General features: G+C 35.9%; 14 protein-coding genes. 8 read left to right on the forward strand and 6 right to left on the reverse strand.

The genetic code is table 11. From position 1 onward, the window contains the following. Positions 1 to 10 precede the first annotated feature (10 nt). The 6 genes from KBP46_RS23195 to KBP46_RS23220 are packed head-to-tail and all read right to left on the reverse strand — an operon-like array spanning position 11 to position 5149. Positions 11 to 292 (reverse strand): TIGR03643 family protein, encoded by a 282-nt coding sequence (locus KBP46_RS23195; protein ID WP_120231673.1) that lies wholly within the window; start codon positions 290 to 292, stop codon positions 11 to 13. Continuing rightward, the gene (locus KBP46_RS23200) at positions 292 to 1770 is read right to left on the reverse strand and encodes a cryptochrome/photolyase family protein (RefSeq protein WP_216444305.1); all 1479 of its coding nucleotides are present in this window, start codon (positions 1768 to 1770) and stop codon (positions 292 to 294) included. The genes KBP46_RS23195 and KBP46_RS23200 overlap by 1 nt, the downstream gene beginning before the upstream one ends. After that, positions 1758 to 3059, reverse strand: coding sequence for a DASH family cryptochrome (locus KBP46_RS23205; RefSeq protein WP_216444306.1), 1302 nt, complete (start codon positions 3057 to 3059; stop codon positions 1758 to 1760). The genes KBP46_RS23200 and KBP46_RS23205 overlap by 13 nt, the downstream gene beginning before the upstream one ends. Continuing rightward, complete coding sequence (locus KBP46_RS23210; protein WP_082798729.1) at positions 3011 to 3166, reverse strand: DUF2256 domain-containing protein; 156 nt, start codon at positions 3164 to 3166, stop codon at positions 3011 to 3013. Before KBP46_RS23210 ends, KBP46_RS23205 begins: the two co-directional genes overlap by 49 nt. After that, a complete protein-coding gene (locus tag KBP46_RS23215) occupies positions 3167 to 4489 on the reverse strand; it encodes an AarF/ABC1/UbiB kinase family protein (RefSeq protein WP_120231671.1) in 1323 nt (440 codons plus the stop codon). It lies immediately after the preceding gene. A gap of 3 nt (positions 4490 to 4492) precedes the next feature. Next, complete coding sequence (locus tag KBP46_RS23220; RefSeq protein WP_216444307.1) at positions 4493 to 5149, reverse strand: TetR/AcrR family transcriptional regulator; 657 nt, start codon at positions 5147 to 5149, stop codon at positions 4493 to 4495. Between the two features lie 97 nt (positions 5150 to 5246). Here KBP46_RS23220 and ribA point away from each other — a divergent pair, with 97 nt between their 5' ends. The 8 genes from ribA to KBP46_RS23260 all read left to right on the forward strand — a co-directional run bounded on the left by ribA (position 5247) and on the right by KBP46_RS23260 (position 13055). Beyond that, a complete protein-coding gene (ribA, locus tag KBP46_RS23225) occupies positions 5247 to 5837 on the forward strand; it encodes a GTP cyclohydrolase II (protein ID WP_062671730.1) in 591 nt (196 codons plus the stop codon). Positions 5838 to 5890: 53 nt separating this feature from the next. After that, entirely contained in the window at positions 5891 to 7324 is a 1434-nt protein-coding gene (locus tag KBP46_RS23230; protein ID WP_216444308.1) for an SDR family oxidoreductase, read from the forward strand. A gap of 801 nt (positions 7325 to 8125) precedes the next feature. Then, positions 8126 to 9049, forward strand: a complete 924-nt coding sequence (locus tag KBP46_RS23235; protein ID WP_216444309.1) for an AraC family transcriptional regulator — start codon at positions 8126 to 8128, stop codon at positions 9047 to 9049. Between the two features lie 286 nt (positions 9050 to 9335). Next, entirely contained in the window at positions 9336 to 9512 is a 177-nt protein-coding gene (locus tag KBP46_RS23240) for a hypothetical protein (RefSeq protein WP_216444310.1), read from the forward strand. Between the two features lie 14 nt (positions 9513 to 9526). Continuing rightward, positions 9527 to 10093 carry an alpha/beta hydrolase gene (locus KBP46_RS23245; RefSeq protein WP_216444311.1) on the forward strand — a complete coding sequence of 189 codons (567 nt, stop codon included), beginning with the start codon at positions 9527 to 9529 and terminating at the stop codon, positions 10091 to 10093. Between the two features lie 466 nt (positions 10094 to 10559). Continuing rightward, complete coding sequence (locus KBP46_RS23250) at positions 10560 to 11333, forward strand: SDR family NAD(P)-dependent oxidoreductase (protein ID WP_216444312.1); 774 nt, start codon at positions 10560 to 10562, stop codon at positions 11331 to 11333. A 193-nt stretch (positions 11334 to 11526) separates the two neighbouring features. Further along, positions 11527 to 12267: an SDR family oxidoreductase gene (locus KBP46_RS23255; protein ID WP_216444313.1), complete on the forward strand. Its 741-nt coding sequence runs from the start codon at positions 11527 to 11529 to the stop codon at positions 12265 to 12267. A 35-nt stretch (positions 12268 to 12302) separates the two neighbouring features. After that, positions 12303 to 13055 (forward strand): SDR family oxidoreductase, encoded by a 753-nt coding sequence (locus KBP46_RS23260; RefSeq protein ID WP_216444314.1) that lies wholly within the window; start codon positions 12303 to 12305, stop codon positions 13053 to 13055. The last annotated feature ends 101 nt before the right edge of the window (positions 13056 to 13156 follow it).

A 13156-nucleotide genomic window follows, 5' to 3' on the forward strand; every position in this document is an offset into this window, starting at 1 on the left:
TATTCTGTTTTTATCGTTTCGAAATTTTATTATGACTTATTGTACGCTGTCTTTTACATTTAAACCTGTCAATTTCAGGATTTCTTTTCATCAGATGCTTCTGGCTTACTCCAGAATTCACTCTTTTTCTCCAAAGCCGAAAACTCGATGGTTTCAGTTCTCTTCTCATCAATTCAATCACTCCAGATTCTGAAATTCCAAACTGAAATGCTATCGCTTCAAACGGCGTTCTGTCTTCCCAGGCCATTTCAATGATGCGGTCTGTCTGTATTACATTAAATTCTTTCACCATTATTTTAAATTTTTAATCGTGTGCCTTGCGATTTTAAAGTATTCAGATTTTTTCTCATCCGTCATTTTATCCATAGTTCGCAACATCATTCCCAATCTCGGATTTGTTTTGAAAAATTCTTTGTTATCATTCACAAAATTCCAAAAGAGGGCATCCCATTTTTCCGTCCAGTCGTCATCAGAGTAATCGCTCATCTTTTTGATGTAATTGCTTCCGCTGATGTACGGTTTTGTACTCATTTTTCCTCCGTCAGAAAAGCTGCTCATCCCATAAACATTAGGAACCATTACCCAATCGTAGGAATCGATGAACATTTCCATAAACCATTGGTAAACGTCGTCTGGATTAAGTTTCAACAGATTCATAAAGTTGGCGAAAATCATCAATCGTTCGATGTGATGTGCATAACCAGTTTCCAGAACCTTCAAAATTGTGCTGTCAATCGGTTTAATTTCAGTCCTTCCTGTATAAAAAGATTCAGGAAGCGGATTTTGATGTTTCCAATAGTTTTTATTTCGCTGATAAGTTCCCTCATAAAGGTAAATCCCTCTCACAAATTCTCTCCAACCCAAAATCTGCCGCACAAATCCTTCAAGAGAATTGATGGGGATTTTATATTCGTTCGCATATTCAATGGCTTCTCTCAAAACGTTTTCTGCAGTTAAAAGTCCAATGTTTAACAATGGCGAAAGCACGCTGTGATGCAGAAAATGTTCACGCTCTACGATACTGTCTTCATAAACCCCAAAATCGGCAAACCGCAGTTCCAGAAACTGATTCAGCCAATTTTCAGCTTCCTCAAAAGTGACGGGATAGAGTTGATACGACGTTAAATTGCCATAATTTTCATTAAAATTTTTCCGGATATAAATTTTCGCTTCCTCAAAATATGTGTTGTTTTCCGGGAAGTGAATGGATGGAGCTTTTTTGTTCTTTGGATATTTTTTACGGTTTTCTGTATCGAAAGTCCATTTTCCACCGATGGGTTTTCCGGCTTTCATTAGAAGATTTCGGGAAATTCTCTGTTGCTTGTAAAAATCGGTTTGATGATACGATTTTTTATCTTCAAAATAGTCTTTCAAATCTTCCTTAGTATTGATAAACAAAGGACTTTCAATAATCTCTAATTCCAATGTAGTTTCCTTAATTCTCTTTTCAAGCCAATTGTCACAAACATCCGTGATGAGAATTTTGTCAAAATTTAGTTTTTCCAAATGCTTGATTAAATTTCGAACATCAGAAAGCGGGGAAGCACTTTCAATATATTCCACCTTGAATTTTTCTTTGGTCAAAAATTCCTCATAAAACTTCATACTCGCCCTATGAAAGGCAATTTTCTGTTTGTGAAATTTATATTGTTTAAAAAACAGAAACTCTTCCACCAGAAAAACAGGGTGATTTTTATCCAGATAATCCGTGTCTTTAAAAAGCTGATGCGGAAATATCAATTGCGCCGTTGAAGATGCTACTTTAGCCATAAATTTCTGAATTTTCGATCCGAATCATACTGTTCAGCCTGTTTTTCAGCATTGAAAGTTCTGCTTCTCGGGTCATTTCCAACGCCGGCGAGATACATCCAGTTTCCATAATTGCTGTGAACATCGTAATCGATGAGCATTTTCTCAAAATAAGCTGCACCCATTCTCCAATCCTGCTTCAGGATTTTGCAGAAATAGGAAGCTGCGTTTTGTCGTCCGCGGTTGCTCATCCAGCCCGTGTTTTTAATTTCCAGCATATTGGCGTTGATAAAATCAGAATCTGTCTCGCCATTGATCCATTGGTTAATTAAATTTTGATCATATTTCCATTCGTATTTTTGTTCTGAAATTCCATTTTGCTGAAATATTGTATCCCGAAACTGCATTGAAGTAAATTTGAAAAAGTCTCGCCAAAGCAATTCGAAAACAAGCCAATACGTCGATTCGTTACTTCCAAATTCTTTCTCATATTTCTTGATTTCGTGGAAAATAGACACTGCAGAAAGACTTCCGTTGGCAAGCCACGCAGAAAATTTGCTGCTGTAGTCTTTATCAATTAACCCATTTCTTGTTTCTTTATAACAACTTAGATTTTTAGTTTTAAAAAAGTAATGATTTAATCGTTGCAATCCTTCAGTTTCACCACCTGAAAATGGAAAAGCAGAAGATTGATGCATTTCAAAATCGTCAAAACCTAAAGTCTTTAATGTAATATCGTCGCTGTTTATTTTTAAATTTAAAATGGATTTATTGTAAACCAGATGTTCAGCATTAAATTCATTTCTGATTTTAAAATCTTCCTCTATTTTTTGTCTGAATGTAGTAAACAGTAAAGGAATTTTATCTAATCGTTCTTTTACGAAATCTGGTTCAAACAAAAGTTGAGAATAAGATTTTACCCATTGTACATCAGGAAAAATGGTTTTGATTTGATTTTCCAATTCAATTTCTTCCTTTGTCCACTCTCTCTGACAGAATATTTTTTCAACCTCAAAATCTTTAGATATCTGCTTAAAAACATCTTCGGTCTTACCCAATTTTTTAAGAAACGGAATCTTCTTTTCTTTTAAATTATTTTCCAAATCCGAAACAGTTTGCAACAAAAATTTAGTCCGAAATTTTCCAATTTTCTTAAAATTAAGTTGTGTCGAATGGAAAAAAGATTTGTCAAAAATATACACTGCAAGAAAAGGTAAATGTTCTTGCATCACGTTGTAAAGTGATTCATTGTCTCTGATTCTTAAATTGTTTCCGAACCAGAGGAGGTTGATTTTTTGTTTTTCCGGCATTTTTCGCTGCAATATTTTACTTCGTTCCAGTTTTTCTTCCACTTTTTCCGCCAGTTGAAGGGCAGTCCGCAGACTTCACAAATCTTTGAAGGTAAGTTGGCAGGCATTTATTCGTTAAAATTTTTGTACTGATTGATTACGACATTTTTGGCTTTCAAATCGTGCATCATATTATACAAACCAAAAAATGTACGGTTCAGATAAATAAAATGTTTCGAACCTCTGTTGGTATTCATTCCTTTCATATCGCTTATTTTAGCGTATTTCTGACCCAGATCTGCAATTTCCTGAAAAAACGATTCATCAGAAAAATCAAAAATTTCTGCGTTAAAAGGTCTTGTGAACAATTCCAGTAATTCGTAGAATAATTTGGTGAAAAATTCCTGTTCTTTAGCAGAATCATTAGAACTCAAAATCTCCAGATCGTATAATTTTTCTTTGTAAAATTCAGGATTATTCAGATTCTCAAGTTGAGCCAACTCAAAATAGGGTTTATAAAAGTCATTCGGGATTTCTTTGATACATCCGAAATCAATCACGAGCAGTTTTTTATCTTCTGAAACCAGGAAATTGCCTGGATGTGGGTCTGCATGAACTTGTTTTAGGACGTGCATTTGGTACATATAGAAATCCCAGAGTGTCTGTCCGATTTTATTCAAATCTTCCTGAGAATTTTTCAATTTTGTGAATTCCGAGAAATGTTTTCCGTTCATCCAATCCATTGTGATGATTCTTTCGCAAGATAATTCAGGATAATATTTGGGAAAATCCAAATTCGCAAGATGACTGCATTTTCTAGAAATTTCCTGACTTCTTTTCAGTTCAAGATCATAATCTGTTTCCTCAAACAATTTATTTTCTACTTCCTGAAAATAAGATTCTGAACCTTCTTTCTGGATATTAAACATTTTCATCGCAATAGGTTTTACCATTTTCAAATCACTTGAAATGCTTTCTCTCACACCGGGATACTGAATTTTTACAGCAAAATTTTGACCATCTTTTTTCGCTTTATGAACCTGTCCGATACTTGCCGCGTTAACGGATTCATCCGTGAATTCATCAAATAGATCCTCCGGATTTTTTCCGAAATATTTTCTAAAAGTTTTCTTTACCAAAGCTCCCGAAAGCGGCGGAACAGAAAATTGCGACAAAGAAAATTTTTCAACATAAGCCTGCGGAAGAATGTTTTTCTCCATACTTAACATTTGGGCAACTTTCAAGGCTGAGCCTTTCAGCTCTTTCAGAGAATCGTAAATGTCGGTTGCGTTGTTTTCATTCAAAGCTTTTTTCGCTTCGCCCTCATCTTTATTTTTTGTGATTTTATTTCCGTAATATTTAATGTAATTAACACCGACTTTTGCTCCTGCTTTCAGCAAACTGCTCGTTCGTTCCAGCTTTCCTGTTGGTATTTTATTGAGTGTTTTCATCTGCTATTTTTTAAATTTTTCTTTAAATAAAAACTTTCCGAGGTCAACTATTTTTCTCAAAGGTTCGTTTTCCATCAGTTCAAATCCTGCGTCAATTGTTTTTTCGATGAAAATATCCGTCTTTTCGAATGATGGAGATGTATCTTTTTTCCAAAATTCGATGGCGGAAACCAAATGAACCCACAACGCTTCTTCACGAGCTTTTTCGTGGAAATTTTTCAAATCATCTTTCGCTTTTTGAATCATTTCCCAATCATTAAAATCAAGAGTTTTGACGAATTGTCGATGCGTTTCCTTAAGTTGATTTGAAATTTTTGCCAAGTGTAATTTGTCATTCCCCAAGATCATCAGAACCAGAGAACGGTTCATCGTCATATTTTCAAAAAAGATAAAATAGACATTCAACAGTTTTTCTTTTGAAGTAATTTCATCAGAATTGTTAATTTCCGAAGCTAACTCTACAGATTTAACAAAAAGATTGACCAACATTGATTTTTCTATCTGTTCAAAGCTTGAGAAGTAATCGTAAAAGTCTTTTTCTTCGAATTCATTGTCTTTTGCGAAACGGTAAATGTTTTTTGGTCTTTCGCCGTGATTCAAAAGGTAGTCACCGTACAATTCAAATATTTTATCTTCCGTAATTATATTTTTTGGTTCCATTATTGATTTTATTTATCAACAAATTTAGTAATTAATTTTACTACTTAAATAAATTAAGTATAAATTTGTACTATAACAATAATTCAAAATATAACTAATGCTTACAATACAGGCTCAATCTAATGTACCGACCGATTTTGGAATGTTTACCGTCTATGCATTTTCTGAAAATGAAAATGACTGGTGTCCACATTTGGTTTGGGTGGCTGAAAAAACAGATTTTAATGAAGTTGTTAATGTTCGTTTCCATTCGGAGTGCATTACCGGAGAAGTTTTCCATTCGAGGAAATGTGAATGCGGACAACAACTGGATGCGGCAATGAAATTTATGTCGGAAAACGGAGGAATGATTATTTATCTCAGACAGGAAGGCAGAAATATTGGAATCATCAATAAATTAAAGGCTTATGCTCTTCAGGAACAAGGTTTTGATACGGTAGAAGCAAATTTGAGATTAGGTTTGCCGGCAGATGGTAGAAGTTTTGATGTTGCAATCGAGATGCTGAAAATGCTGGAAATTTCTAAAGTTAATTTATTGACCAATAATCCTGAAAAATTGAAAGCTTTCAACAACAGCGGGATTTTGCTCAATAAAAGAATTCCTTTGGAAATTGAATCTAATTCAGTCAATGCGTCGTATCTTACAACAAAGAAAGATTATTTTGGGCATCTCTTCGAAAAACTTTAAGTTACATTGAAAATTCAAAGAAAAATTCTTTAACTGATTCAAAATTAATTCTTATGAAAAAGATTTTATTAACGGGAGCAACAGGTTACATCGGTAAAAGGATGATGAGTGTGATTACAGAGCAAGGCTACAAAGTGGTGTGCTGCTGCCGAGATGTCTGCCGATTTTCCAGACCTGCCGGGATCAATGATGATTTGATCGAAGTTATCGAAGTTGATTTCCTGAGAGAGGAAACTTTGAAGAATATTCCGGAGGATATTTCAGGGGCATATTATCTGATGCATTCTATGAGTGCGAATGGTGATTACGAAGAATCGGAGAAAATCTGTGCTCAGAATTTTGTTTCAGCAATTGAAAAAACGGCGTGCAAACATATTATCTATCTGTCAGGATTAGTCAATCAGAAAGAATTATCAAAGCATTTGAATTCAAGATTTAATGTAGAAAAGATTTTAATTGAGTCTAAAATTCCAACAACGGTTTTACGAGCTGGGATCATCATCGGTTCTGGAAGTGCATCATTTGAGATCATTAGAGATTTGGTTGAAAAATTACCGGTCATGATTACGCCAAAATGGCTCAATACGAAATGTCAGCCCATAGGAATTGCAAATGTTTTGGATTTTCTAATTTTTACTTTATTCAAAAAAGAAACTTACCGTAAAAGTTTTGACATCGGTTGTGAAGATGTCTTGACTTACAAAGAAATATTGCTGGGTTTTGCGAAAATCAGAGGTTTGAAAAGAACTATTATCACATTGCCGGTAATGACTCCGAAACTGTCTTCGTATTGGTTATATTTCATCACTTCAACCACTTACAGTCTGGCAAGTTCGCTCGTCGGAAGTATGAAAATTGAGGTGGTTTGTAACAATGAAAGTTTATCAGAGATTAAAAAAATAACTGGAGTTCAACCATTTTCTTACGAGCAGGCTTTGGAGAGAACGATGGCAAAGATTCAGGCCAACGAAATACTTTCCAGTTGGAAAGACAGCTTTATAAGCAGCAGAAATGATTCTTCCCTGAAGGAATTTATTGAAGTTCCGCATTTTGGCTGTTTTAAAGACGTTCGAAGTGAAAAATATGACGACCGTGAAAAATGTCTCGACCGTGTTTTTGGTTTGGGCGGCAAAAATGGATGGTACGGACAAAACCTTTGGAAAATCCGGGGTTATATGGATGTATTGGTTGGCGGTCCGGGGCTCAGAAGAGGAAGAACGCACCCGGTAGAGCTTCACGAAGGAGATGCTCTGGATTTTTGGCGCGTACTTTATGCTGATAGGGAAGAAGGGAAATTGATTCTTATTGCTGAAATGAAACTGCCTGGAGAGGCGTGGCTGATGTTCAAATTATACAAAGGAAAGCTCTGGCAGAAAGCAGTTTTCCGACCAAAAGGATTGTGGGGAAGATTATATTGGTATTCTGTATTGCCTTTTCACGGATTTATTTTTAAAGGAATGGTGATAAAATTGTCTGCTGGCCATTAATGAGTTTAATTCATGAAAAATCTTTTGAACACAGGAAACGTAGCTTTTAGCAAAGTCCTATATGATAGTGTTATTGAAGGTAAATTAACATCCCGAATTAAATAAAGACTTTTAAGAATATCATCTAATTGGTGCAGAAAAGTGTATAGTTCCTATTCTTTAGTTATGATACACTTAAATGAAACGGATTTTATTTTTCTGACCTCATATTACTGCCATTTCTTATTTTCTTAAAATAGATTCACTAAAACAATAAAAATCCTAATCTGGCTTATTTTGGAATAAAAAAATGGCCCAATTTGGATTAAATTGAGCTATTTGGATATTTGGACCATGACGAGCGTATCTTCAAACACTTTTATCGATGATTTGGTTCGATTAAGTCAAATTAAAAGTGAATTATATCCCTCTAATTTATCTAATAAATCTTCTAACTTTTTTGTTTGATACAATTTAATTTTCAAAACTTGTAAAAATTAACATTGGAATAATGAGTGGTGAATTGGCTGTTCCAGCCTTGTACTCGTAACCGAAGAAATATCGAAACATTTGGTGCAAGATTTAGAAATTAATAAGCCTATCATGTGATAAAGATGAGTATATCTTAAAACATTTTTATCAATGAATTAGTTCGATTGTACCAAATTAAATAATACTTATTGAATCCATTTTTCTTCAGAAATATTCAGTATTTTAATTTGAAATTTGCTGTAAATTAGGATAAGCAAACCAATTCCTGATTTTATTAGTTTAAGTTTTCAAATTATTAAATTTGGGATTCAAATTTGAAATGCAGTAAAAGTGGAATCAACAGACAATTTCGAATCTCATTCTCTATTTCAGCTGTACAAAGCACTAAATCTTCCTGTAGATCTGTTCGATCTCACGGAGGGATTCACTATTTTCAATTTAAGAGATATTCCGTTCAAAATTCCTTATCAATCTGCGTCTTACCGACCCAATTTTTTCTCTTTCTTGTTCGTAAAGAACGGAAGTGGAAGATATACAATCGATGAGCAAAGCTTTGAAGTTGAACCACATTCAATCTATTTTACCAATCCAAGTAATTATCGAACATTCAGCTGGAAGGAAATCGAGGATATTTTGTTAATTACTTTTGACGAAACCTTTCTTAAAAAATACATTGGAAAAGATGTCTACAATGATTTTCCATTTCTCCTTACTGAAACTGTACGGCCAAGAGTGTTGGCAGATGATTTTTTCAAAGAAGTCGGGGCGATTAATGTTCAGATATTAAATGAATACAGAAAAAGTACAACTTCAAAATATAAAATCATCGGTCATCTGTTAGCGGTACTTCTTTTTAAGATTAAAGAACATATCTGGAATGATTATAATCCCATCTACGAAGGAAATCGCAGTTCCCAGATTGTTATTTCTTTTAAAAGGATTTTGGAACGGCATTATCGTGATCTGAGTTCGGGTAAAGCGGATCAGGCTTTCAGGGTACAGGATTATGCGAATGCCCTCAATCTGCATCCCAATTATCTGAGTAGTGTTATCAAAAGCAAAACTGGGAAAAATATTACTGGCTGGATTGCCGAGAAAACACTTACAGAGGCAAAGTCCTTATTGCAAAATGGAGATATACCTATCAAAGAAATCAGCTACAGACTGGGATTTTCCGAAACCTCGCATTTCAGCAACTTTTTTAAAAAATATGAGAGGACCTCACCTGTTTTATATAGAAAATCTCATCACTAATAAGATGTTCTTTATTTCTAAATAACTTTTAACGACTCATTTTGCCTACTCAACGAAAACTACCTCAAATATTAATATTCCGGCCGAAATTTACATCATAAATTAAACCAATATAATAGAATATGATGAAAACAAAAATCGGAATTATAGAAATAATACAGATACCGGCTGCATAGATTATAGACCCAGGGATTCCATAACTGGGCTAGTGAAATTCATAAAGAAATTGCTTAGACAATATGATTTACACTTTAGATAAAATCATTATAAAAAAAATATGAAAATTATGTTTAAACTGCTATTAGTTATATTGATCACTCTTTGTGCAAGTTCAACAGGAGTTGTTTTTGCACAAAAATTACCGATTAAAAATATTGTTCTTGTTCATGGAGCTTTTGTAGATGGTTCCGGATGGGAAGGCATATATAAAGAACTTACAAAAAAGGATATCATGTTTCTGTAACTCAACAGACTTTATTGTCTTATGAGGATGATGTAAAACAGGTAAACAGGATTATTGACCAGCAGGACGGTCCCTGTATTCTAGTAGGTCACAGCTATGGTGGAGCAATTATTACGACCGCCGGAAACAATCCAAAAGTTGCAGGACTTGTCTATCTTGCTGCACATGCTCCGGACGAAGGTGAATCTGAAGCAGACAACGCAAAAAAATATCCATCTGCCTATAAATCTTTAATCAAAGGTGATGATGGATTCGATTACATCAACCCTAACAACTTTCCTTCAGATTTTGCAGGTGGTGTGGCAAAGGAGAAAGCCGATTTTATGGCTGTTTCTCAAACTCCGACAAAAGATTCGGTTTTTCATGCTATAATCCATATTCCTGCTTGGAAATCGAAACCCGTTTGGTATATGGTTGCAAAGGCAGATAGAATTATAAATCCTGATCTGGAACGTTTATACGCCGAAAGAGCGAAAAGTAAAAAAATAGTAGAAGTTCAGGGAGCTAGTCATTGTGTCTTTATGACGCATCCGAAGGAAGCAGCTGAACTGATCGTTGAAGCCAGTAAAGGAAGTCAATAAATTTAATTTTATTCCTGTAAACAAACATCCAGAATTTCTGACAGTAAAGGATAGAACCAGATATCAAAGGTTATATGACACGCCTTATCATACAGATATGGTAATAGCTTTCGATTTTTTGCCCTTCTCTTTTGCTGGTCTCTGCATTGATCATAATTATTTACTGTTGGAAAACAAATAATCCATATTATACGTGCATAAAAGCTTTAGATGAAAGCAAAGTAACTTACAACGTTATTATTTTATATAAATTTCATAGCACATACCAATTGCTGTTCTGTAATATTTGCAACTTTTGATTTAATATTTGCAAGAGACAAAGGTGCCGGCCCCAGTACCTTTGAATAACAAATATTAGCTGAATTGAATCCTTTTAGAGATATCCGGAAATTAAAAAAAATGCATTAGAAATTTTTAGATAAAAGGAGATTCAAATCGAAACCAATTAAATTAAAAAATTACAAATATGGGACGAATATTCATTACAGGATCTTCCGATGGCCTAGGTATGATGGCCGCAAAATTAATGATCCAGCAGGGACATCAGGTAGTGCTTCATGCTAGAAATCAGGATAGAGCCGAAGAAGCGCTTCAAGCAAATCCAAAATCTGAGGCGGTGTTGACTGGTGATCTCGCCAGTATTTCAGAAACCATCGATCTCGCTAAAGAAGTAAATAAACTCGGAAGATTTGATGCCGTTATCCATAACGCGGCGGTTGGCTACCGGGAATCTAGGAAAATTATGACTATAGATGGTTTACCGCACGTCTTTGCCATAAATAGCCTTTCTCCGTACATCCTTACCGCGCTTATTGAGAAACCCAAAAGGCTTATTTATATGAGCAGCGGTCTTCACCGCGACGGAGATAGCAGTCTTAACGACCTTTTCTGGGAACAAAGAAACTGGAACGGTTTCCAGGCCTATGCAGATTCCAAATTACACAATGTTCTTCTTGCCTTCGCAATTGCCGGAAAATGGAAAGATGTCGCTTCAAATGCACTAGAGCCGGGCTGGGTGGCTACTAAAATGGGAGGGGCCGGTGCTCCGGACAGCCTTGCAGATGCCCCAGTGACGCAGGTCTGGTTAGCTTCTTCTATGGATAATGATGCACTTAAGTCGGGAGGATATTATTATCACAAAAAACCACAGACTGTGCATCCTGATGCCAGAAATACGGACATACAGGAGATGTTCATTAATAAATGCGCTGAGATATCAGGTATAGCACTTCCCGAATAACATACGCTTTCCTTAGGGCTGCAATTCTTTAAAATTTGCAACTCATCCTTTAATATTCGCAACAATACAGGGCATTGGTGATTATACCTTTGACCTAAGAAATTAAAATCTAACAACACAAAAAACGGAACTGCCATTGTAATCCTGAATATAAAAGGGACAGGTAAGTTTCATCAAACAAAAAATAAATAAAATGAAAAATTTAACAGAAAAAGTGGCAGTAGTAACCGGATCATCAAAAGGAATCGGTGCTGCTATTGCGCTAAAATTGGCACAGAAAGGTGCTAAAGTTATTGTGAATTACAGTGGCAACCAGGCCGCAGCAGATGAGACTGTATCACGTATCACTTCTACCGGAGGACAGGCTATTGCAGTCAAAGCTGACGTAAGCAGAAAAGAAGAAGTGGAACACCTTTTTGATAAAACCATTGAGCATTTTGGAAAAGTAGATATATGGGTAAACAATGCAGGAGTGATGTTGAATGCACTAATCAAAGATCTTTCAGAAGAACAGCTGGAAAAACAGCTGGATATTAATATAAAAGGTGTTTTTTACTCCCTGCAACAGGCGGCCATCAAACTTTCTGATAATGGAAGTATCATCAACCTTTCTTCAACGGTGACCCGGACTATTTTTCCGACTTATGGCGTATATGCTGCCACTAAAGCTGCTGTAGAACAGATGAGCCGCATTTTTGCCAAAGAAATTGGTTCAAGAGGAATCAATGTCAATTGTGTATTGCCCGGCCCTACAGGAACCGATTTGTTCCTTAACGGAAAATCTGAGGAACTGATCAAACAGCTTGCTTCTACGAATGCATTCGGTCGTTTGGGAACTCCTGAAGACATAGCGGAAGTGGTGGCATTTCTTGCATCCGACCAGGCAAAATGGATATCTGGGCAAAGCATAGGCGCCAATGGAGGGATGGCCTAAATAAATTTCTAAAATCAAAACTAAAATATTATACAATGAACACCTTAGTAAACAAAGTAGCCTTGATTACAGGCTCAGGAAGAGGTTTGGGAAAAGCCATTGCAGAGCGTTATGCCGCTTTAGGTGCAGATATCGTACTGAATTACTCAAAAGATAAATCTTCTACAGATCAGGTAGAAAGCAATATCAGGGCGATGGGCGTAAAAGTTATTTCTATCCAGGCCGATGTCAGTAAAGTAGAAGATATTAAACGACTTTTCGCAGAAGCAAAAAGGGTATTCGGTAAAATTGATATCGTGGTGGCCAATGCCGGTATAGAAATGGTGGAAACGCCTGTAACAGAATTTACAGAAGAGCAGTTTGACCGCCTGTTTTCAATCAACACCAAAGGAGCCTATTTCACGATGCAGCAGGCTGCACTAAATGTAGAGGATAACGGCCGTATTATTTATATTGCATCCAGTACTACGGCTTTTCCGGTTCCGGGTATGGCGGTGTACGGAGGAAGTAAAACCACACCACGATACCTGGTTGATGTATTGTCAAAAGAAATCGGGTACCGCGGGGTAACTGTCAATTCCATTATCCCTTTCGCGGTTGATCATTCCGGTATCTTCGCAGAGGAGGGAAGTTATCCTGAACTGAGAAAATCGCTGCTTGACAGTTGTCCGATGGGCCGTTTAGCAGAAGTGGAGGATGTGGCCAATGCAGCAGAATTTTTTGCGGGGAGTCTTTCTTCATTTGTTAACGGACAGCATTTATTGGTTAATGGTGGGGCCAACCAGTAAAATATCACGTAAAGAAGATGTATAGATTCTTATTGCCGATCCTGCTCATGATTAATTTATCTGCGTGTGGGCAAATGGATAATCATAACCATAAAGCGACA

The organism is Chryseobacterium sp. PCH239, assembly GCF_018924625.1.
In the GTDB taxonomy this organism is placed as follows: domain Bacteria; phylum Bacteroidota; class Bacteroidia; order Flavobacteriales; family Weeksellaceae; genus Chryseobacterium; species Chryseobacterium cucumeris.

Bases quoted from the DNA above. Each gene is read 5' to 3' on its own strand.
- KBP46_RS23230 (WP_216444308.1), top strand. From the start codon at position 5,891: ATGAAAAAGATTTTATTAACGGGAGCAACAGGTTACATCGGTAAAAGG.
- ribA (WP_062671730.1), top strand. From the start codon at position 5,247: ATGCTTACAATACAGGCTCAATCTAATGTACCGACCGATTTTGGAATG.
- KBP46_RS23205 (WP_216444306.1), bottom strand. From the start codon at position 3,059: ATGCCGGAAAAACAAAAAATCAACCTCCTCTGGTTCGGAAACAATTTA.
- KBP46_RS23195 (WP_120231673.1), bottom strand. From the start codon at position 292: ATGGTGAAAGAATTTAATGTAATACAGACAGACCGCATCATTGAAATG.
- KBP46_RS23215 (WP_120231671.1), bottom strand. From the start codon at position 4,489: ATGAAAACACTCAATAAAATACCAACAGGAAAGCTGGAACGAACGAGC.
- KBP46_RS23220 (WP_216444307.1), bottom strand. From the start codon at position 5,149: ATGGAACCAAAAAATATAATTACGGAAGATAAAATATTTGAATTGTAC.
- KBP46_RS23210 (WP_082798729.1), bottom strand. From the start codon at position 3,166: ATGCCTGCCAACTTACCTTCAAAGATTTGTGAAGTCTGCGGACTGCCC.
- KBP46_RS23250 (WP_216444312.1), top strand. From the start codon at position 10,560: ATGGGACGAATATTCATTACAGGATCTTCCGATGGCCTAGGTATGATG.
- KBP46_RS23240 (WP_216444310.1), top strand. From the start codon at position 9,336: ATGTTTAAACTGCTATTAGTTATATTGATCACTCTTTGTGCAAGTTCA.
- KBP46_RS23260 (WP_216444314.1), top strand. From the start codon at position 12,303: ATGAACACCTTAGTAAACAAAGTAGCCTTGATTACAGGCTCAGGAAGA.
- KBP46_RS23200 (WP_216444305.1), bottom strand. From the start codon at position 1,770: ATGGCTAAAGTAGCATCTTCAACGGCGCAATTGATATTTCCGCATCAG.
- KBP46_RS23255 (WP_216444313.1), top strand. From the start codon at position 11,527: ATGAAAAATTTAACAGAAAAAGTGGCAGTAGTAACCGGATCATCAAAA.